Genomic DNA, 19,419 nt, shown 5'->3' on the forward strand with positions numbered 1-19,419 from the left:
GTGGCGGTCCTCGTCGGCGGGCCTGCGGTGCGGGGGGCGGGCGGGGTCCGGGCGGCGGTGGGCGCGGCGGCCCCGCTTCTGTTCGGTGAGCCGGCGCAGACAGGTCCACCGGGCCAGGGCGTAGAGCCAGGTTTTACGTTCCTCCTCGCCGGCCGGGCAGCGGGAGCCCTGCCGTTCGGCCAGGGCGAGGACGCCGCCCAGCGCCTCGGTGGCGGCGTCATGGTCGCAGAGGACGGAGAGGCAGTAGGTGAAGAGGCCGTCGAGATGCGGCTCGTAACGGGCGGGCGGCTTCTTCGGCGCGGCGTGCGTGGAGTGAGGCGCGCGATGCTGTCCCCGGTGCGTGCCGGGGGTGTTCGTCGGCGTTTCCAGCCTGCTGCTCGTCACCTTGCGACCGTAGGCACGGCGGGCTCGCCGCTTGTACTCCTTGCGTAGATTTAACCCTTACGGGTGAACGTATCGCGCGATAAGGGACAGGTGTTCCCGGCCGCGCTGTCAGACCTCACCGATACGGTGGCGCCATGGCTGCCCGTACGAAATCCGCGAAGGACCGGCCGTCCTATCGCTGCACCGAATGCGGCTGGACCACCGCGAAGTGGCTCGGCCGCTGCCCCGAGTGCCAGGCGTGGGGGACGGTCGAGGAGTTCGGCGGCGCGCCCGCCGTCCGGACCACGGCGGCGGGGCGGGTCTCCACCGCCGCGCTGCCCATCGGCCAGGTGGACAGCCGGCAGGCCACCGCCCGGCCGACCGGGGTCGGCGAGCTGGACCGGGTGCTGGGCGGCGGTCTGGTGCCCGGGGCCGTCGTGCTGCTCGCGGGCGAGCCGGGCGTCGGCAAGTCCACGCTGCTGCTCGACGTCGCGGCGAAGGCGGCGAGCGACGAGCACCGCACCCTGTATGTGACGGGTGAGGAGTCCGCCTCCCAGGTCCGGATGCGGGCCGACCGCATCCACGCCATCAACGACCACCTGTATCTGGCGGCGGAGACCGATCTGTCGGCGGTGCTCGCCCACCTCGACGCGGTCAAGCCCTCGCTGCTGGTCCTGGACTCGGTGCAGACCGTGGCCTCGCCGGAGATCGAGGGCGCGCCGGGCGGGATGGCGCAGGTCCGCGAGGTGGCGGGGGCGCTGATCCGGGCCTCCAAGGAGCGCGGGATGTCGACGCTGCTCGTGGGCCACGTCACCAAGGAGGGCGCGATCGCCGGGCCCAGGCTCCTGGAACACCTGGTGGACGTGGTGCTGTCGTTCGAGGGCGACCGCCATGCCCGGCTGCGTCTGGTGCGCGGCGTCAAGAACCGCTACGGGGCGACCGACGAGGTCGGCTGCTTCGAACTGCACGACGAGGGGATCACGGGTCTCGCCGACCCGTCCGGCCTGTTCCTCACGCGGCGCGACGAGCCGGTGCCGGGCACCTGCCTGACCGTGACGCTGGAGGGGAAGCGGCCGCTGGTCGCGGAGGTGCAGGCGCTGACGGTGGACTCGCAGATCCCGTCTCCCCGGCGGACCACCTCGGGACTGGAGACCTCCCGGGTGTCGATGATGCTCGCGGTCCTGGAGCAGCGCGGCCGGATCAGCTCGCTGGGCAAGCGGGACATCTACAGCGCGACGGTGGGCGGGGTGAAGCTGTCCGAGCCGGCCGCCGACCTGGCGATCGCGCTGGCGCTGGCGAGTGCGGCGAGCGACACCCCGCTGCCGAAGAACCTGGTGGCGATCGGCGAGGTGGGGCTCGCGGGCGAGGTGAGACGGGTCACGGGGGTGCAGCGCAGGCTGGCCGAGGCGCACCGCCTGGGCTTCACGCACGCCCTGGTCCCGACCGATCCGGGCAAGGTCCCGGCCGGTATGAAGGTGACGGAAGTGGCCGACATGGGCGACGCGCTCAGGGCGCTCCCGCGCCGGACCCGCGCACAGGCCCCCCGGGAGGACGACGCGCGCCGGTAGACTTTGCCCTGGTCTCGCCCGTCCGTACGAACGGTACGAGGGACGTAGGGTCCTTCGATTGGACGGCCTGTTCCGACCGACAGGCCACGAGGGCACCGCAAACCTGTGACCGGAGGAGTGCAGTGGCAGCCAGCGACCGGGCAGCATCGCCCGGAAAGTCCGGCCAAACCACGGGCAACGAGGCGCTGATCCGCGCCTCGTTGAGCGCCGTCGCGCCCGGAACGGCCCTGCGGGATGGCCTGGAGCGCATTCTCCGCGGCAACACCGGCGGTCTGATCGTGCTCGGCATGGACAAGACCGTCGAGTCGATGTGCACGGGCGGCTTCGTGCTGGACGTGGAGTTCACCGCGACCCGGCTGCGGGAGCTGGCCAAGCTGGACGGCGCCCTGATCCTCGACAAGGACATGTCGAAGATCCTGCGCGCCGGTGTGCAGCTGGTCCCGGACGCGTCGATCCCCACCGAGGAGACCGGCACCCGGCACCGCACGGCGGACCGGGTCTCCAAGCAGTGCAACTTCCCGGTCGTCTCGGTCTCCCAGTCGATGCGCCTGATCGCCCTGTACGTGAACGGGGAGCGGCGGGTCCTGGAGGAGTCGGCGGCGATCCTGTCCCGCGCCAACCAGGCCCTGGCCACGCTGGAGCGGTACAAGCTGCGGCTGGACGAGGTGGCCGGGACGCTCTCCGCGCTGGAGATCGAGGACCTGGTGACCGTCCGGGACGTGACGGCGGTGGCCCAGCGCCTGGAGATGGTCCGCCGGATCGCGACGGAGATCGCGGAGTACGTGGTGGAGCTCGGCACCGACGGACGGCTGCTCTCGCTCCAGCTGGACGAGTTGATCGCGGGCGTGGAGCCGGAGCGCGAGCTGGTCGTGCGCGACTACGTGCCGGAGCCGACGGCGAAGCGTTCGCGCACGGTGGCGGAGGCGCTGACCGAGCTGGACTCGCTGACCCACACGGAGCTGCTCGAACTTCCCGTCGTGGCGCGGGCCCTGGGCTACAGCGGCTCGCCCGAGACGCTGGACTCGGCGGTGTCGCCGCGCGGTTTCCGGCTGCTGGCGAAGGTGCCGCGGCTGCCCGGCGCGATCATCGACCGGCTCGTGGAGCACTTCGGCGGTCTGCAGAAGCTGCTCGCGGCGAGCGTGGACGACCTCCAGACGGTGGACGGGGTCGGCGAGGCCAGGGCGCGCAGCGTGCGCGAGGGCCTGTCCCGGCTGGCCGAGTCGTCCATCCTCGAACGGTACGTGTAGGGCCGCGGCGCTCCCCCGGGGCCCCGCCCCGGTGCTCAGTCCTTCGCGAGGACGAACGAGGCGCGCTGCACGGGCTCGCCCGCCGCCTTGGCCTCCACGAGGTACGTGCCCGGCTCGGCCTTGCCCGCGGGTGGCGTCGCGCACTTGGGGGCGCTCCGCGCCCGGTCCCACTCCACGCTGCGCACGACGGTCTTCCCGGCGGGCACCTCGATCAGGACGGGCTTCGGGTCGCGCGGGCAGTCCTTGGACGACCACACCACGTCGTCGTCCCCGCCCGCCTCGGTGACGGTGAGCACCGCGCTCTTCGGTCCGAAGTCGGCCTTGCAGGCGCTGGACGAGGTGTTCGTGACGAACAGCCGGAACGTGGGCTTCTTGTCGGGGGCGTAGCTGAGTTCGGTCTTCAGGGCGATCCGGATCGCGTCCGCGGCGCAGTCGGGGAGCGAGGAGCCGGCCGGTACGGGACGCGCGGCCGCCACTCCGTCGGTTCCACCGGAGCCGGTGGAACCGGAAGCGGAACCCGAACCGGTTTCCTGGCCACCGCCGTTGGCGTCCGAGGAGCCCGAGCCGCCGCCCGTACCGGCGGAGCCGCCGCCCGAACTGCCGTCCCCGTCACCGCCGCTGCCGCCGGAGCCGTTGGACTCGCCGCCTCCGCCGGGCTGTTCGGTGATCGCGGGGCCGGAGCGGGAGGGTCCGGGCGTGATGGAGCCCGCGGGGCCGGAGCCGGGCGGCTTGGAGTCGTCGTGGTGACCCCCGTCGCCGCCACCGGAGGTGACGGCCCATGCGATCAGCAGCGCGAGCAGCACGACCAGGGCCGCCGCGACCGCCCTCCGTCGCCAGTAGATGCTGGAGGGTAGCGGACCGATCGGATTGCGCAGAGATCCCACGGCCCAAACTGTACGAGAGATCCGGCCCAACTCCCGCCCCACCCGCCGCGTTGATCCCCAAGTTTTCCGGATCATCATCCCGCGAGGGCCAGTTCGGGCACCCGGAGCCGCCGATGTGGCCCTGTGCGAGGAAACGTTTACGCACGGCGAGCGCGTCGAGGTGGGCGGGGAACGGCCCATCGGCCAGTTGCCGCAACGGCTCGCGGGGCGTGGGGCCTCTTACCGGAACGCCGTGTCAGGATCGATGGTGCGATGACTGCCACGACTGCGACACAGACGCCCCCCGCCTCCCTCCACGCCCCCGTGATCGGTTGGTTCGACCAGCACGCCCGCGATCTGCCCTGGCGCCGCCCCGAAGCGGGGGCCTGGGGTGTGATGGTGAGCGAGTTCATGCTGCAGCAGACCCCCGTCAACCGGGTCCTCCCGGTGTACGAGCAGTGGCTCGCCCGCTGGCCGCGCCCCGCCGACCTCGCGGCCGAGCCGCCCGGCGAGGCGGTCCGCGCCTGGGGCCGGCTCGGCTACCCGCGCCGGGCGCTGCGCCTCCACGGGGCCGCCCAGGCGATAACGGAACGCCACGGCGGCGACGTACCGAGCGAGCACGCCCAGCTCCTCGCCCTGCCCGGCATCGGCGAGTACACGGCGGCGGCCGTGGCCTCGTTCGCGTACCGGCAGCGTCACGCCGTCCTCGACACCAACGTCCGCCGGGTCTTCGCCCGGGCCGCGACCGGCATCCAGTACCCGCCGAACGCGACGACCGCCGCCGAACGCAGGCTCGCCCGGGAGCTGCTGCCCGACGAGGACGAGCGGGCGGCCCGCTGGGCGGCGGCCACGATGGAGCTGGGCGCCCTCGTCTGCACCGCGAAGAACGAGGACTGCTCGCGGTGTCCGATCGCGGAGCAGTGCGCCTGGCGGCTGGCCGGGAAGCCCGCGCACCAGGGGCCGCCGCGCCGCGGCCAGACCTACGCCGGCACGGACCGGCAGGTGCGCGGCAGGCTCCTCGCCGTGCTGCGCGAGGCGGTCGGCCCGGTCCCGCAGGCGGCGCTCGACGCGGTGTGGGACGAGCCGGTGCAGCGGGCCCGCGCGCTGGACGGGCTGGTCGCCGACGGTCTGGTCGAGCCACTGGCCGACCGGCGGTACCGGCTGCCGCTGACCTGAGGGGCCCGGCCGTCCCACCCGCGTAACAGCGTCCGCCCGCCTTCGTAACAAAGGCCCCGAGGCCCGCCCGCCCCGTGACAATGACGGGGCGGGCGGGCCCTTCGCGCGTCCGGCGCGGGGTCCTTTGTCCGGTCTCCTCCCCGCGCTGTTACACAACCGATGGACAGCCGTGCGTCCGCGTACGGCTGCCCCGCACAGCCTCGTGACAACCGCTCCGTAGCGTCTGCGACGTCAGCCGGAACCGACCACCGGCGGGCAGCGGTACGAGCGGTTCACGGGGATCCACGGGGATGGAGGCGGTTGTGATGGCGCAGGGCGAGGTGCTCGGTTTTGAAGAGTACGTACGGACCCGGCAGGAGGCGCTGCTGCGCAGTGCGCGCCGGCTCGTCCCGGACCCCGTGGACGCCCAGGACCTGCTCCAGACCGCGCTGGCCCGCACGTACGGCCGCTGGGACCGCATCGAGGACAAGTCCCTCGCCGACGCCTACCTGCGCCGCGTCATGATCAACACCCGCACCGAGTGGTGGCGGGCGCGCAAGCTGGACGAGGTGCCCACCGAGCAGCTGCCCGACGCCAGCGTCGAGGACGGCACCGAGCAGCGAGCCGACCGCGCCCTGCTGATGGACATCCTGGGCGTGCTGGCTCCCAAGCAGCGCAGTGTCGTCGTCCTGCGACACTGGGAGCAGATGAGCACGGAGGAGACGGCGGCGGCGCTCGGCATGTCGGCCGGTACGGTGAAGAGCACGCTGCACCGTGCGCTGGCGCGGCTGCGCCAGGAGCTGGAGAACAGGGAAGCGGCGAGCCGGGATGCCCGGCGCGCCGAAGAGCGGGGGCGGGAGCGGTGCGCGGCCTGACAGGCAGCGATGACGACGACACGGTCATCGGCACGATCGGCGGGGGAAGGCCGGGCGCGAGCAGACGCCTGCTGACCGGCTGGGCGGCGAGCAGCGCGGCCCTGGCCGGCCTCGCCGTCTTCGGGCTGTTCGCCGTCAGCTGCTCGACCGGCGGCACCGGCACCCGGGACGAGGGCCCGGCGGGCGCCGAACCGGTCGTCCAGGTCACCCCGAGCACGACGGCCGCCGCCACGGCGAAGCCCGCGCCCCGGGTGGACGCCGTGGCGCTGCTGAAGGCGGACCCGAAGGTGAGCGGGCGGGTCCGGTTGGACCTGAAGGCGTGCAGCGGCGACGAGTATCCGGTGGACACCTCGTACGGCAGGATCACCGGCGGCTCGTCCGCCGACGTCGTGGTGAACGTGATGACCTGCGGCGACTCGGTGGGAGTCGGCACCTACGTCTACCGGCCGCGCGCCGACGGCACGTACGAGAACGTCTTCGCCGTCGAGCAGCCCGCCGTCTACGGCACCATCGACCGCGGGGACCTGGTGGTGACGACCCAGGTGTACGAGAAGAAGGACTCGGTCGCCTATCCCTCGGGCGACGAGGTGATCACGTACCGCTGGGCGAACGGCCGGTTCACCGAGCAGGACCGGGTGCGCAACGACTTCAACCGGGCCGTGGGCTCGGGCGACGGGGACCTTCCCGAGCCCACGGAACCGCCGAGGAACTGAGAGCTCTCCGATGGCCGAGACCCATGTGCTGTTCGTCGAGGACGACGACGTCATCCGCGAGGCCACCCAGCTCGCCCTGGAACGGGTGGGCTTCGCGGTCACCGCGGTGCCCGACGGACTGGCCGGCCTGGAGGCGTTCCGGGCGGACCGGCCCGACATCGCGCTGCTCGACGTCATGGTCCCCGGCCTGGACGGGGTCAGCCTGTGCCGCCGCATCCGGGACGAGTCGACGGTCCCCGTGATCATGCTGTCGGCGCGGGCCGACTCGATCGACGTGGTCCTCGGTCTGGAGGCCGGCGCGGACGACTACGTCACCAAGCCGTTCGACGGGGCGGTCCTGGTGGCCCGGATCAGGGCGGTGCTGCGCCGCTTCGGCCATGCGTCGGGCGACCGGACCGGCGGCGGGCAGCCGGAGCCGGAGGCCGTGGGCGGGGTGCTGGTCTTCGGGGACCTGGAGGTCGACACCGAGGGCATGGAGGTCCGCAGGGGCGGGGCCCAGGTGGCGCTGACCCCCACCGAGATGCGGCTGCTCCTGGAGTTCTCCACGGCGCCCGGCACCGTGCTCTCCCGCGACAAGCTGCTCGAACGGGTCTGGGACTACGGCTGGGGCGGGGACACCCGGGTCGTCGACGTCCACGTGCAGCGGCTGCGCACGAAGATCGGCCAGGACCGGATCGAGACGGTCCGCGGCTTCGGCTACAAGCTCCGGGCATGAGGCGGCCCTCCCTGCGGACGGGCGTCCGCTGGAAGATCAGCATCGCGATCGCGGCGGTCGGCGCGCTGATCGCCGTCGCGCTGAGCCTGGTGGTGCACAACGCGGCCCGCGTCTCGATGCTGGAGAACGCCCGCGAGGTCCAGCTGGAACGGCTGACCTACGCGCAGCTGCTGTACGAGGCGAAGAAGACGAAGAAGGCCGACCCCCGGTTCGGGGCGAAGCTCAACGATCCGACGATGCCGAAGAGCCTGCGCGAGGAGGTCCGGCGCAACCGCCGCGCCACGCATGTGGAGGACTCCGGCGGGGTGCCCGACGTCTGGGCGGCCGTGCCGGTGGGCAACGGGAACGTGCTGTCGCTGCACACCCGGTTCGCGGACCGCTCGACCACGATCATGGGCGACCTGGACCGGGCGCTGATCATCGGTTCGGTCTCGGTGGTCCTCGGCGGCTCCGCGCTGGGTGTGCTGATCGGCGGCCAGCTCTCGCGCCGGCTGCGCAAGGCGGCCGCGGCGGCCGGGAAGGTCGCCCAGGGCAACACGGACGTCCGGGTCAGGGACGCGGTCGGCGGTGTCGTGCGCGACGAGACGGACGAGCTGGCCGGTGCGGTGGACGCGCTGACCGACGCGCTGAACGAGCGGATCGAGGCGGAGCGCCGGGTCACCGCGGACATCGCGCACGAGCTGCGGACGCCGGTGACCGGGCTGCTCACGGCGGCCGAACTGCTGCCGCCGGGCCGCCCCACGGAACTGGTGCGCGACCGGGCCCAGGCGATGCGCACGCTGGTCGAGGACGTCCTTGAGGTGGCCCGGCTGGACAGCGCGTCGGAGCGGGCCGAGCTCCAGGAGATCGCGCTCGGCGAGTTCGTCAGCCGGCGGGTGGCGCTGCTGGACCCGGAGGTCCGGGTGCGGGTGGTCCATGACTCCTGGGTCAACACGGACCCGCGCCGCCTGGAGCGCATCCTCGGCAACCTGCTGGGCAACGCGGCCAAGCACGGGGCGACCCCGGTGGAGGTCACGGTCGAGGGCCGGGTGGTCCGGGTCCGCGACCACGGGCCCGGGTTCCCGGCGGCGCTGCTGCGGGAGGGGCCGAGCCGGTTCCGTACCGGGTCGGCCGACCGGGCCGGGCGCGGGCACGGTCTCGGGCTGACGATCGCGGCGGGCCAGGCCCGGGTGCTCGGGGCCCGGCTGACCTTCCGGAACGCGGCGCCGGAGGGTGCGGCGGAGGGCAGCGGCGGGGCGGTCGCGGTGCTGTGGCTGCCCGAGCACGCGCCGACGGCCACGGGCAGCTATCCGATGCTCCAGTTCACGGAGCAGCGCGGTCCGGCGGAGCCGGAGGGCGGGGAGCGGGCCTGAAGCGGACGAGGGCCCCGGGGCGTGTGCCCCGGGGCCCTCTGCGTACATCGGTGTCCGGTCAGCTCTCCGCGACCGCCGGGGCGGGCTCGGCCTCGGGGCCCGCGCCCCGCAGCGGGACCTCCTTGACGAACAGGGAGGCGACGACCGCGACCAGGCCGACGGACGCGCCGACGAGGAACGCGATGTGGGTGCCGGACGACACCGCGAACTCGTACGCCTCGCGCACCGGCAACGGCAGCTTGGCCAGGCTCGCCGCGTCCAGCTGGGCGGAGTGCGAGGTGGCCGCGCCGCCGCCTCGCGAGGCCATCTCGTCCTGGACCCGGCCGGTGAACAGCGCGCCCATGATGGCGACGCCGAAGGAGCTGCCGAGCGTACGGAAGAGGGTGGTCGAGGAGGAGGCGACGCCCATGTCCTTCAGCTCGACGCTGTTCTGCGCGACGAGCATCGTGATCTGCATCAGGAAGCCCATGCCGGCGCCGAGCACCGCCATGTACAGCCCGGAGGTGAAGCGGCTGGTGCCGGTGTCCATCTGCGCGAGCAGGAAGAGGCCGATGACCATGAGGATCGAGCCCACGACGGGGAAGACCTTGTACTTGCCGGTGCTGGTGGTGACCCGGCCCGCGATGAGCGAGACGACCATCATGGACAGCAGCATCGGCAGGAGAAGCAGTCCCGAGTTGGTCGCGGAGGCGTGCTGCACGGACTGCTGGTAGAGCGGCAGGAACAGCACCGCGCCGAACATCACGAACCCGGCCATGAAGCCGACCACGGACATGAGCGTGAAGTTGCGGTTGCGGAAGATGTGGAGCGGGATCATCGGCTCGGCGGCCTTCGTCTCCACGAAGAGGAAGCCGGCCAGCGAGGCGACGCCGATCGCGATGAGCTCCATGATGACCGCGGAGTTCCAGTCGTACTCGGAACCGCCCCAGGTGGTGACCAGCACGATCGCGGTGATGCCGACGGTGAGCAGCGCGGCGCCGAGGTAGTCGACGTTCCGCTTGGTCCGCTCCCGCTGGGGCAGGTGCAGGACCGCGGTGATCATGACCAGCGCGACGGCGCCGAGCGGGAGGTTGATGTAGAAGCTCCAGCGCCAGCCGAGGTGGTCGGTGATGGTGCCGCCGACCAGCGGTCCGCCGATCATGGCGATGGCCATCACGCCGGCCATCATGCCCTGGTACTTGCCGCGCTCGCGGGGCGGCACGAGGTCGCCGATGATCGCCATGACGCCGACCATCAGACCGCCGGCGCCGAGGCCCTGGACGGCGCGGAAGCCGATCAGCTGGCCCATGTCCTGGGCCATGCCGCTGAGGACCGAGCCGATCAGGAAGATCACGATGGACGTGAGGAAGATGCCCTTGCGCCCGTACATGTCACCGAGCTTGCCCCAGATGGGCGTGGCCGCGGCGGTGGCCAGGGTGTAGGCCGTGACGACCCAGGAGAGGTGTTCGAGACCGCCGAGGTCACCGACGATGGTCGGCATCGCGGTGCCGACGATCAGGTTGTCGAGCATTGCCAGCAGCATGGCGATCATCAGGGCGAGCACCACCACCCGGACACTGCGCTGCGGCGGAGCCGATGGCTCCGCCTTGGTGGCCGGTGGGCCGCCCGCCTTCCCGTCCGCCGTCTTGATCAGGTCCGTCATCTTCCCCAACTCCCCAGTCAACCCCGCCACCGGGCCCTTACTTGCCGCCCGGCTAGTTGCTTACACTGGAGGAAGGTAGACCCGTAACTAGCCGGGCGTCAAGTAAGTCGATTGAGGAGAGCACCATGGCCAGCACGCCGCAGCCGCGCCGGAGCAACACGCGCCAGCGCATCCAGGACGTCGCCCTGGAGCTCTTCGCCGAACAGGGCTACGAGAAGACCTCGCTCCGGGAGATCGCCGAGAAGCTGGACGTCACCAAGGCGGCGCTCTACTACCACTTCAAGACCAAGGAAGACATCCTCGTCAGCATCTTCGAGGACCTGAACCGGCCGGTGGAGGAGCTGATCGCCTGGGGCGAGACACAGCCGCGCACCCTGGAGACCAAGACGGAGATCCTCCGCCGCTACAGCGACGCGCTGGCGCACGCGGCCCCGCTCTTCCGCTTCATGCAGGAGAACCAGGCGACGGTACGCGACCTGAGCATCGGCGACACGATCAAGCACCGGGTCCTGGGTCTCGTGGACCTGATCAAGGAACCGGACGCCCCGCTCACCGACCAGGTGCGGTGCTTCAGCGCACTCTTCACCCTGCACGCCGGGATGCTCGCGTTGAGGGACGTCGAAGGCGACCCCGAGGAGAAGCGGAAGGCCGCTCTCGAAGTCGCCGTCGAGCTGGTCACCCGGGCCCACGAACCGGAAACCCCCCGGTGACCCCGCTCGGAAGCGGGGGCCGGGGGGCCGGGACGCACGGGCCGGATCAGACGTTGATGCCGTGCTTGTGCAGGAAGTTGACCGGGTTGACCGCCGAACCGTAGTTCGGGGTGGTCCGGATCTCGAAGTGCAGGTGCGGGCCGCTGGAGTTGCCGGTGTTGCCGGACAGGGCGATCTTCTCGCCCTTCTTCACGTGCTGGCCGATGTGCACGTCGATCTGGGACAGGTGCGCGTACTGCGAGTACGTGCCGTTGCCGTGCGAGATCACGATGGCGTTGCCGTACGCGGGGCCGTCGCCGCCGCCGTTCGGGCCGGCCTTCACGATCGTGCCGCTGTGGGCGGCCTCGACCTTGGTGCCGATCGGCACGGCGAAGTCCTGGCCGGAGTGCTTGTGGGCCCAGCGGCTGCCGTCGTTGCCGAAGCCGGCGCTCAGCTCGTACTTGCTGACCGGGGTCTCCCACGGAAGCTTGGCGATGGCCTTCTTCTTGGCGGCGGCCTTCTTCTTCGCGGCTTCCTTCTTCTTGGCCGCGTCGGCCTTCTTCTCGGCCGCGTGCTTGGCCGCGGCCTTGTCCTGCGCGACCGCCTGCTTGGCGACCGAGTCGGCGGTGGCCGAGGAGACCAGAGCCGGGGCCTGGGGGGCGTCCGCAGTGCCGGCCGCGAACGCAGCACCCGCACCGAGAACCATCGACGTCCCCAGACCGGCTGCCACCACGGCGCCACGCATACGGGACACGGACGGGCGGCGGGACTGGAACGTAACGCGCTTCGACATAAGCGGAAATCCTCCGGAGATGACTGGACCCGGCGGTGTGCCGGGCTGGCCATACCTTGGTAACCCGCACCCCCGCCGGTGCTCAAACACCCCATCTACGATCAAAAGCCGTAGAAAGCACCCCGGGAATGCGCCCGGAGGACCCCCGCCCGCCCCCTGCGGAAGACCCTCGAAAGTCCTCCCCCGGAACAGGTTTACGCCCAGTTCCAAACCGACCTAAGCGGACATACGCCCTCTGTACGGGCATACGGCCCCAAGCCTGCGAAAGGCCCGTCCGCCGCAGGGCCGAAAGGCCCCCGACGGATCGGGCCCGTTGCTCCTAAGCCCGCTAGTAGGCCCGGAACGGCCTGTGCGCCTTGTCACCGGCGGTGGGACCGAAGGCCGTCCGTTTCGGGACCTTCGGCCGGCCTCCGGGCGCTATCCCACGGGCAGCCCGGTCACCTTCTCCGCGTGCAGTGCGACCAGATGCCTGCCGCCCGAGGCCAGGTACCAGCGGTCGAGGTCGCCGGAGCCGTCGTTGTACGTCCACAGCAACTTGCCGTCGGCCGGGTCGAAGGCGTGGATGCCGCCGTTCTTGTCGAACTGGGTGGCCCCGTAGAGGACGCCGCCCACCGTGGCGAACTGCCAGGGGGCCGCGATCTCCAGGCTCTCCTCGTTGTGCCAGTGGCGCTTTCCGGTGGCCGGATCGACCGCCCACAGGGCGTGGCCGGTGTCCGAGACGTAGAGGACGCCGTCCAGAACGGCCGGGTCGTTGAACCGGCTGTACTTCTCGGTCGCGAAGGACCAGCGCTCGGCGCCCGTCTCCAGGTCGAAGGCGCGCATCTTCTCGCGGGTCGCGACGACGACCAGACCCTCGTGGACCTCGAAGCCGCGGTTGCTGGTGCGGCCGATCTTCTTCGTCCAGACCTGGTGGCCGGTCGCGGTGTCGCGGACCGTGAGGTTCTCGCGGAAGTCCGTGTAGACGAGGCGCTTGCCGGAGACCCGCGCGGTGAGGCCGTTCGTCTCGGTGCCGTGGTCGCGCTGCTCGCGCCAGACGACCTTGCCCGAGGAGGTGTCGATGGCCGCGATCACGTTGTCCGGGGTCCGGAAGTTCTTGTCCAGGATCCCGGCGACGACGTAGACGTGGCGGGCGTCGGCGGCGATGACCCGGGGCTGGGAGTACTCCTTGTCGCCGAGCCGGCTGCGCCAGGTGTCCTTGCCGGTTCCGGGGTCGAGGCCGATGACGTTGCCGTCGTAGCGGGCGCTGGCCAGGTAGAGGGTGCCGTTGCCGATGAGCATGCTCGCGCCCGGGGTGGTCACCTCGGCGCGGGACCAGAGCTCCTTGCCGGTGGACAGGTCGCGGGCCACCAGCGGATCGCCGGAGACCAGCACCACGTCGTCGACCACGGCGACCGCGGATATCCAGGCCAGGCCGTCGTACGTGGCGGCGTGCTGCCAGGCCGGCTTCGGCCTCCCGCCCGGTTCAGGGGCGGCGCCCCCGGGCTTCCCGGACCCGCCCGGCTTCGCCGAACCGGAGCCGCCGCCCTCGGCCGGGTCCTCGTCCGGGCCGCAGGCCGCGGTCCCGGCGCCGAGCAGGGCCAGCCCCGCTCCGGCTCCGGCCAGCCTGATCATCCGTCTGCGCGACACATCGCCTCTGTCCATGGCGTGCCCGTCCCCCTCGTTCCTTGCATGGTTCCGGGCTTCTCGTTCGCAGTCGAAAAGCCCCACCCGGGCCGATCGCCCGAAGCGGGGCCAGACTAACGAGCGATTTTCGATCAATACGCGTAGCGAACGCGACCGGAACGCTCCTGTGACGCGCCTGTCACCGTGCCGCCCGGACCCCGCACACGCGAAGAGGCGGCCCCGGCCGGTCGAAACCGGTCGGGGCCGCCTCTGGACGCTACTGCCCCAAGGGGCGGAACGCGCCTGTCACGCTTCCTTCGTCATGTTCGGGCCGCCGCCCGCCGCCTGCTCGATCGGCGGGACGTCGGGCAGGGCCGACTTCTCCTCGCCGCGGAAGGTGAACTTCTCGTCGTCGCCCTCGCCCTCGCTGCCGACGACCACGATGTGGCCGGGGCGCAGCTCGCCGAAGAGGATCTTCTCCGAGAGGACGTCCTCGATCTCGCGCTGGATCGTCCGGCGCAGCGGCCGGGCGCCCATCACGGGGTCGTAGCCCTTCTTGGCGAGCAGCTTCTTGGCTTCCGTGCTGAGCTCGATGCCCATGTCACGGTCCTTGAGCCGCTCGTCCACCTTCGCGATCATCAGGTCGACGATCTCGATGATGTCTTCCTGGCTGAGCTGGTGGAAGACGACCGTGTCGTCGACACGGTTGAGGAACTCGGGCCGGAAGTGCTGCTTGAGCTCTTCGTTGACCTTGACCTTCATCCGCTCGTAGTTCGTCTTGACGTCGCCCTGGGCGGCGAAGCCCAGGTTGAAGCCCTTGGAGATGTCCCGGGTCCCGAGGTTGGTCGTCATGATGATGACCGTGTTCTTGAAGTCCACGACCCGGCCCTGGGAGTCGGTCAGGCGACCGTCCTCCAGGATCTGGAGCAGGGAGTTGAAGATGTCGGGGTGGGCCTTCTCGACCTCGTCGAAGAGGACGACGGAGAACGGCTTGCGGCGCACCTTCTCGGTGAGCTGGCCGCCCTCCTCGTAGCCCACGTAGCCGGGGGGCGAACCGAAGAGGCGCGAGACCGTGTGCTTCTCGCTGAACTCCGACATGTCGAGGGAGATCAGCGCGTCCTCGTCGCCGAACAGGAACTCGGCGAGCGTCTTGGACAGCTCGGTCTTACCGACACCGGACGGGCCGGCGAAGATGAACGAGCCACCGGGGCGCTTCGGGTCCTTCAGGCCGGCCCGCGTACGGCGGATCGCCTGCGAGAGCGCCTTGATGGCGTCCTTCTGCCCGATGACGCGCTTGTGGAGCTCGTCCTCCATGCGCAGCAGCCGGGAGGACTCCTCCTCGGTCAGCTTGAAGACCGGGATGCCGGTGGCGGTGGCCAGGACCTCGGCGATGAGCTCGCCGTCGACCTCGGCCACGACGTCCATGTCGCCGGCCTTCCACTCCTTCTCGCGCTTGGCCTTCGCCGCCAGCAGCTGCTTCTCCTTGTCGCGGAGGGAAGCCGCCTTCTCGAAGTCCTGGGAGTCGATGGCCGACTCCTTGTCGCGGCGGACGCCCGCGATCTTCTCGTCGAACTCGCGGAGGTCCGGCGGCGCGGTCATCCGGCGGATGCGCATCCGGGAACCGGCCTCGTCGATCAGGTCGATCGCCTTGTCCGGCAGGAAGCGGTCCGAGATGTACCGGTCGGCCAGCGTCGCGGCCTGGACCAGCGCCTCGTCCGTGATGGACACGCGGTGGTGGGCCTCGTAGCGGTCGCGCAGACCCTTGAGGATCTCGATGGTGTGCGGCAGCGACGGCTCCGCGACCTGGATCGGCTGGAAGCGGCGCTCCAGCGCGGCGTCCTTCTCCAGGTGCTTGCGGTACTCGTCCAGCGTGGTCGCGCCGATGGTCTGGAGCTCGCCTCGCGCCAGCATGGGCTTGAGGATGCTCGCGGCGTCGATCGCGCCCTCGGCGGCGCCCGCACCCACCAGGGTGTGGAGCTCGTCGATGAACAGGATGATGTCGCCGCGGGTGCGGATCTCCTTGAGGACCTTCTTCAGGCGCTCCTCGAAGTCACCGCGGTAGCGGGAGCCGGCGACCAGGGCGCCGAGGTCCAGGGTGTAGAGGTGCTTGTCCTTGAGGGTCTCGGGCACCTCGCCCTTGACGATGGCCTGGGCCAGGCCCTCGACGACCGCCGTCTTGCCGACGCCGGGCTCGCCGATGAGCACCGGGTTGTTCTTGGTACGGCGGGAGAGCACCTGCATGACCCGCTCGATCTCCTTCTCGCGCCCGATGACCGGGTCGAGCTTGGATTCGCGGGCGGCCTGCGTGAGGTTGCGGCCGAACTGGTCGAGCACCAGCGACGTGGAGGGCGTGCCCTCCGCGGGACCGCCCGCGGTGGCTGCCTCCTTGCCGCCGGAGTACCCGGACAGCAGCTGGATGACCTGCTGGCGCACCCGGTTCAGGTCGGCGCCGAGCTTCACGAGGACCTGGGCGGCGACGCCCTCGCCCTCGCGGATCAGGCCGAGCAGGATGTGCTCCGTGCCGATGTAGTTGTGGCCGAGCTGGAGGGCCTCGCGGAGCGACAGCTCCAGGACCTTCTTGGCTCGGGGCGTGAAGGGGATGTGGCCGGACGGGGCCTGCTGGCCCTGGCCGATGATCTCCTCCACCTGCTGGCGGACCGCCTCGAGCGAAATCCCGAGGCTCTCCAGGGCCTTAGCGGCGACACCCTCACCCTCGTGGATCAGGCCCAGGAGGATGTGCTCGGTGCCGATGTAGTTGTGGTTGAGCATCCGGGCTTCTTCCTGAGCCAGGACGACAACCCGCCGCGCGCGGTCGGTGAACCTCTCGAACATCGTTAATCGCTCCTCAGAGCGGTCAGGCAGTAAGGGGTCGGTCCCCTCCCTGTCCTTCCGCAGCTTAGTCCCGCAAGCGGGGACCGCTCATTTCAACTGCCGACACACGGCCTTGCTTCCTGGCGGATGCCCCGCCCCGAACGCCGACAACTGCTCCAACCCGATGGTGCGAGACGATGTTCCCGCAGGCCAGGCCAATACCCCAGTCGCCAGTACGCCGATGGCGAACGTGAGACGTGCATGGCTTGCGTGTCGCCCCTCCCCACTAGGGATGTCTTACCCGCAATTACAGACAGTCCATGCGGCGTACGCGGGTTCCCTCCGCTACGGGCGAACATCTTCGTACTCCTGAATGCGCCCGTACGCCCCCAACCCGGACACCCTACGCGTTTGCGTGTGCGCGGTACGTAACCTGCGGGGCCGGTCGAGGGTTGTTCCGTCATGACTCCCACCGTGCCGCCGCCCCGCGTCCCGCCCTCCGTCGAGCTGGGCGGTGCGCCCCGGGGCGAGCCGCGGGACGGCTGGGCCGGGTGGTACGAGCGGGAGATGGGCTGGGCCACGGCGGGCGGTTCACCGGTGCGGCTGCTGACCGGGCTGCGGTTCGACGTGCTCGTCGTGCCCGCCGCCGCCGGGCAGGCGGCGCTGCGGCGGGTGGGCCCTACGGGGCCGGTGGCGCTCATGGGGCTGCGGATGAGCCTGCTGGTGGCGCCGGGAAGCGCGGAGGAGCTGCCGGGGCTGCTCGACTGGCTGGAGTGGGGCGGGGTCGCGCTGCCGCTGACCGGTCTGGGCGCGGGCGGGCGGATCACCGCTCCGCCGCCGCCGGGACGTCCGGTGGAGCCGGGGGCCGCCTCCTGGCTGCGGCCCCCCAGGCCGTCACGGGAACAGGACGAAGCGCCGGTTCTCCCGGCCTTCTCCGGCTTCGGGAGCAGGCGTGGTGACGCTCCCGACCTCGTCCGGCTCGTGGACGCCGTGGCGACGGAATGCCACCGGGCCCGACTGGCGCGCGCCCGGGCGGGCTTGTTCCACGATGAGCCCGTGGCTCAGCCGTTGGCCTTCTCGTAGGCCTCGCGGATCTCGGCGGGGACGCGGCCGCGGTCATTCACATTGTGGCCGTTCTCGCGGGCCCACTTACGGATCTCGGCGGTGTCCTTGTTGCCACCGGAGACGGCGCGGCCCTTGGCACGTCCCGACGCCGCACGGCCACCGGTACGCCGGCCGTTCTTCGCGTAGGGCTCGAGAAGGGAACGCAGCTTGTCCGCGTTGCTGGTGGTGAGGTCGATCTCGTACGTCTTGCCATCCAGCGCGAACGTCACCGTCTCGTCCGCCTCGCCACCGTCGAGGTCGTCAACAAGAAGGACCTGAACCTTCTGTGCCACCGGATTTCCTTTCATCGAAAATGGAGTACGCGGAAAGGAAACCGCTTTTCCCCGGAAAACACAAACCCTCGGGAGAGGTTCAGCGGCTCAAGGGGCCGGGAAACGTGCGCGATTCGGACATAGAGGCGCGGCCCCCTCTTCCCGCTCTTCGCGCGGTCACAGGTGCAGAAGCATCCGGCTGTTGCCCAAGGTGTTCGGCTTCACTCGTTCGAGACCGAGGAACTCCGCGACTCCCTCGTCATAGGAACGCAGCAGCTCGCTGTAGACATCTCCGTCGACGGGCGTCTCTCCGATCTCCACGAAGCCGTGCTTCGCGAAGAAGTCGACTTCGAAGGTGAGACAGAAAACCCGGCGGACACCCAGCCAGCGGGCGGTCCGCAGCAGCTTGTCGAGGACCTGGTGGCCGACTCCGGCGCCCTTGAGGCCGTGGTCGACGGCGAGCGTGCGGACTTCGGCGAGGTCTTCCCACATGACGTGCAGCGCACCGCAGCCCACGACCGACGCGTCCTCGTCCCGTTCGGCGATCCAGAACTCCTGGATGTCCTCGTAAAGCGTCACCGTGGCTTTGTCGAGGAGGATGCCTTCCCGCACGTAGCCGTCGAGGAGACGGCGGACGGCGGGTACATCGCTCGTCCGTGCGCGCCGGACGGTGATGGCCACGTTTATAACCGACGGTTCGGTCCGGAAATCGGTTTGCGGAAGCTCTGAGGACATACCCCGACGCTATCGCCCGGCCTCCGGCTCCGCGCCATCGGCCGCATCACCGGCTTCGTCATCCCCCGCTCCGCCCGCGCTGTCCCCGGGAAGAGCGGGCAGAACGATCCGCATCGCGTCGCGCAGAGCCTCCCGCTGCTCGGCCGACATCATCCCGAAGAACGCGACCAGCGCGGCCGCCGGGTTGTCGCTGCGCGACCAGGCTTCGTTCATCAGGGCGGCGGCGTATGCGGCGCGGGTGGAGACGGCCGTATATCGATATGCGCGGCCCTCCACTTCGCGGCGGACCCAGCCCTTCTGATGGAGATTGTCCATTACCGTCATGACGGTGGTGTAGGCGATGGACCGCTCCCGCTGGAGGTCCTCCAGCACTTCCCGCACGGTGACCGGGCGGTTCCATTCCCAGACCCGTGTCATCACGGCGTCTTCGAGCTCTCCCAATTGACGGGGCACAGCGTCACCTTAGTGCCAGATGTCTGGAATGCGTAGCTATTTACACAGCAAAAGGGCGTACGACTCCTCGGGAGTCGTACGCCCTTTCGCATACGGGAGCGCCGGGCGCGCGCCCGGACGGGTCAGGCCCCTTCGGCGCGCGGGGTCTGCTGAACCGACTCGGCGCGGCTGATCGCCGCGTCCACGGCCGCGTCCTCCTTGGCCTTGTTGGGGCCGCCCTGGCTCTTGACGATCGTCACGACCAGGCCGATGAAGAAGGCGGCCATCACCACGGGGGGCACGAGCGCGGATACGTAGTCCATGCCTCCAGGGTAGCGAGCCGCCTTCCGGCACCCGGAGAGGCCCTACCCGGCGCGGCGCTGCGGCGGCTGCGGCACGGGGCGGCGCGGCGGGAAGACCTCGGAGGGCTTCGGCGCAGGGCGCTCGGACGGCGGCACGGGGCGGGCCGGGACCGGAGGCGCCTTCGG

18 protein-coding genes and 1 pseudogene are annotated in these 19,419 nt (G+C 70.8%); 9 read left to right on the forward strand and 10 right to left on the reverse strand.

What is annotated here, in order from left to right:
* A pseudogene (locus tag G3I41_RS17830) lies at positions 1 to 384 on the reverse strand (hypothetical protein); the annotation flags it as partial.
* A gap of 134 nt (positions 385 to 518) precedes the next feature.
* On the opposite strand from G3I41_RS17830, the gene radA reads away from it, so the two are divergent.
* Positions 519 to 1,931, forward strand: coding sequence for a DNA repair protein RadA (gene radA / locus G3I41_RS17835; RefSeq protein ID WP_164401213.1), 1,413 nt, complete (start codon positions 519 to 521; stop codon positions 1,929 to 1,931).
* 122 nt (positions 1,932 to 2,053) lie between these two features.
* Entirely contained in the window at positions 2,054 to 3,178 is a 1,125-nt protein-coding gene (disA, locus tag G3I41_RS17840; protein WP_164401214.1) for a DNA integrity scanning diadenylate cyclase DisA, read from the forward strand.
* Between the two features lie 35 nt (positions 3,179 to 3,213).
* Here disA and G3I41_RS17845 read toward each other — a convergent pair whose 3' ends face one another.
* On the reverse strand, positions 3,214 to 3,981 hold the full coding sequence (locus G3I41_RS17845; RefSeq protein WP_164401225.1) for a hypothetical protein: 768 nt from the start codon (positions 3,979 to 3,981) through the stop codon (positions 3,214 to 3,216).
* Positions 3,982 to 4,314: 333 nt separating this feature from the next.
* Here G3I41_RS17845 and G3I41_RS17850 point away from each other — a divergent pair, with 333 nt between their 5' ends.
* The 5 genes from G3I41_RS17850 (at position 4,315) to cseC (ending at position 8,851) form a co-directional block, all read left to right on the forward strand.
* The gene (locus tag G3I41_RS17850; RefSeq protein ID WP_164401215.1) at positions 4,315 to 5,217 is read left to right on the forward strand and encodes an A/G-specific adenine glycosylase; all 903 of its coding nucleotides are present in this window, start codon (positions 4,315 to 4,317) and stop codon (positions 5,215 to 5,217) included.
* A gap of 305 nt (positions 5,218 to 5,522) precedes the next feature.
* Complete coding sequence (locus tag G3I41_RS17855) at positions 5,523 to 6,071, forward strand: SigE family RNA polymerase sigma factor (RefSeq protein ID WP_164401226.1); 549 nt, start codon at positions 5,523 to 5,525, stop codon at positions 6,069 to 6,071.
* Entirely contained in the window at positions 6,059 to 6,784 is a 726-nt protein-coding gene (locus G3I41_RS17860) for a hypothetical protein (RefSeq protein WP_164401216.1), read from the forward strand. Before G3I41_RS17855 ends, G3I41_RS17860 begins: the two co-directional genes overlap by 13 nt.
* 10 nt (positions 6,785 to 6,794) lie before the next feature.
* A complete protein-coding gene (cseB, locus tag G3I41_RS17865; protein ID WP_164401217.1) occupies positions 6,795 to 7,499 on the forward strand; it encodes a two-component system response regulator CseB in 705 nt (234 codons plus the stop codon).
* A complete protein-coding gene (gene cseC, locus G3I41_RS17870) occupies positions 7,496 to 8,851 on the forward strand; it encodes a two-component system sensor histidine kinase CseC (RefSeq protein WP_164401218.1) in 1,356 nt (451 codons plus the stop codon). The genes cseB and cseC overlap by 4 nt, the downstream gene beginning before the upstream one ends.
* Before the next feature lie 58 nt (positions 8,852 to 8,909).
* Here the strand turns inward: cseC and G3I41_RS17875 are convergent, their stop codons facing one another.
* Positions 8,910 to 10,493 (reverse strand): MDR family MFS transporter, encoded by a 1,584-nt coding sequence (locus G3I41_RS17875; protein ID WP_164401219.1) that lies wholly within the window; start codon positions 10,491 to 10,493, stop codon positions 8,910 to 8,912.
* A 125-nt stretch (positions 10,494 to 10,618) separates the two neighbouring features.
* On the opposite strand from G3I41_RS17875, the gene G3I41_RS17880 reads away from it, so the two are divergent.
* Complete coding sequence (locus tag G3I41_RS17880) at positions 10,619 to 11,203, forward strand: TetR/AcrR family transcriptional regulator (RefSeq protein ID WP_164401220.1); 585 nt, start codon at positions 10,619 to 10,621, stop codon at positions 11,201 to 11,203.
* A gap of 46 nt (positions 11,204 to 11,249) precedes the next feature.
* Here the strand turns inward: G3I41_RS17880 and G3I41_RS17885 are convergent, their stop codons facing one another.
* The 3 genes from G3I41_RS17885 to G3I41_RS17895 form a co-directional block, all read right to left on the reverse strand.
* A complete protein-coding gene (locus G3I41_RS17885; RefSeq protein ID WP_203601251.1) occupies positions 11,250 to 11,975 on the reverse strand; it encodes a M23 family metallopeptidase in 726 nt (241 codons plus the stop codon).
* A gap of 417 nt (positions 11,976 to 12,392) precedes the next feature.
* Positions 12,393 to 13,616 (reverse strand): PQQ-binding-like beta-propeller repeat protein, encoded by a 1,224-nt coding sequence (locus G3I41_RS17890; protein ID WP_239081687.1) that lies wholly within the window; start codon positions 13,614 to 13,616, stop codon positions 12,393 to 12,395.
* A gap of 267 nt (positions 13,617 to 13,883) precedes the next feature.
* On the reverse strand, positions 13,884 to 16,409 hold the full coding sequence (locus G3I41_RS17895; protein ID WP_018102274.1) for an ATP-dependent Clp protease ATP-binding subunit: 2,526 nt from the start codon (positions 16,407 to 16,409) through the stop codon (positions 13,884 to 13,886).
* 441 nt (positions 16,410 to 16,850) lie between these two features.
* Here G3I41_RS17895 and G3I41_RS17900 point away from each other — a divergent pair, with 441 nt between their 5' ends.
* Positions 16,851 to 17,471 (forward strand): SCO3374 family protein, encoded by a 621-nt coding sequence (locus tag G3I41_RS17900; protein WP_164401221.1) that lies wholly within the window; start codon positions 16,851 to 16,853, stop codon positions 17,469 to 17,471.
* Here G3I41_RS17900 and G3I41_RS17905 read toward each other — a convergent pair.
* The 4 genes from G3I41_RS17905 to G3I41_RS17920 all read right to left on the reverse strand — a co-directional run bounded on the left by G3I41_RS17905 (position 17,450) and on the right by G3I41_RS17920 (position 19,254).
* Entirely contained in the window at positions 17,450 to 17,785 is a 336-nt protein-coding gene (locus G3I41_RS17905; protein WP_164401222.1) for an Lsr2 family protein, read from the reverse strand. The genes G3I41_RS17900 and G3I41_RS17905 overlap by 22 nt on opposite strands.
* Positions 17,786 to 17,941: 156 nt before the next feature.
* Positions 17,942 to 18,499, reverse strand: a complete 558-nt coding sequence (locus G3I41_RS17910) for an amino-acid N-acetyltransferase (protein ID WP_164401223.1) — start codon at positions 18,497 to 18,499, stop codon at positions 17,942 to 17,944.
* A 9-nt stretch (positions 18,500 to 18,508) separates the two neighbouring features.
* Complete coding sequence (locus tag G3I41_RS17915; protein WP_164401224.1) at positions 18,509 to 18,952, reverse strand: BlaI/MecI/CopY family transcriptional regulator; 444 nt, start codon at positions 18,950 to 18,952, stop codon at positions 18,509 to 18,511.
* Between the two features lie 122 nt (positions 18,953 to 19,074).
* A complete protein-coding gene (locus G3I41_RS17920; protein WP_018520482.1) occupies positions 19,075 to 19,254 on the reverse strand; it encodes a hypothetical protein in 180 nt (59 codons plus the stop codon).
* Positions 19,255 to 19,419 lie beyond the last annotated feature (165 nt).

This window comes from Streptomyces sp. SID9727 (assembly GCF_010550605.1).
In the GTDB taxonomy this organism is placed as follows: Bacteria; Actinomycetota; Actinomycetes; order Streptomycetales; family Streptomycetaceae; genus Streptomyces.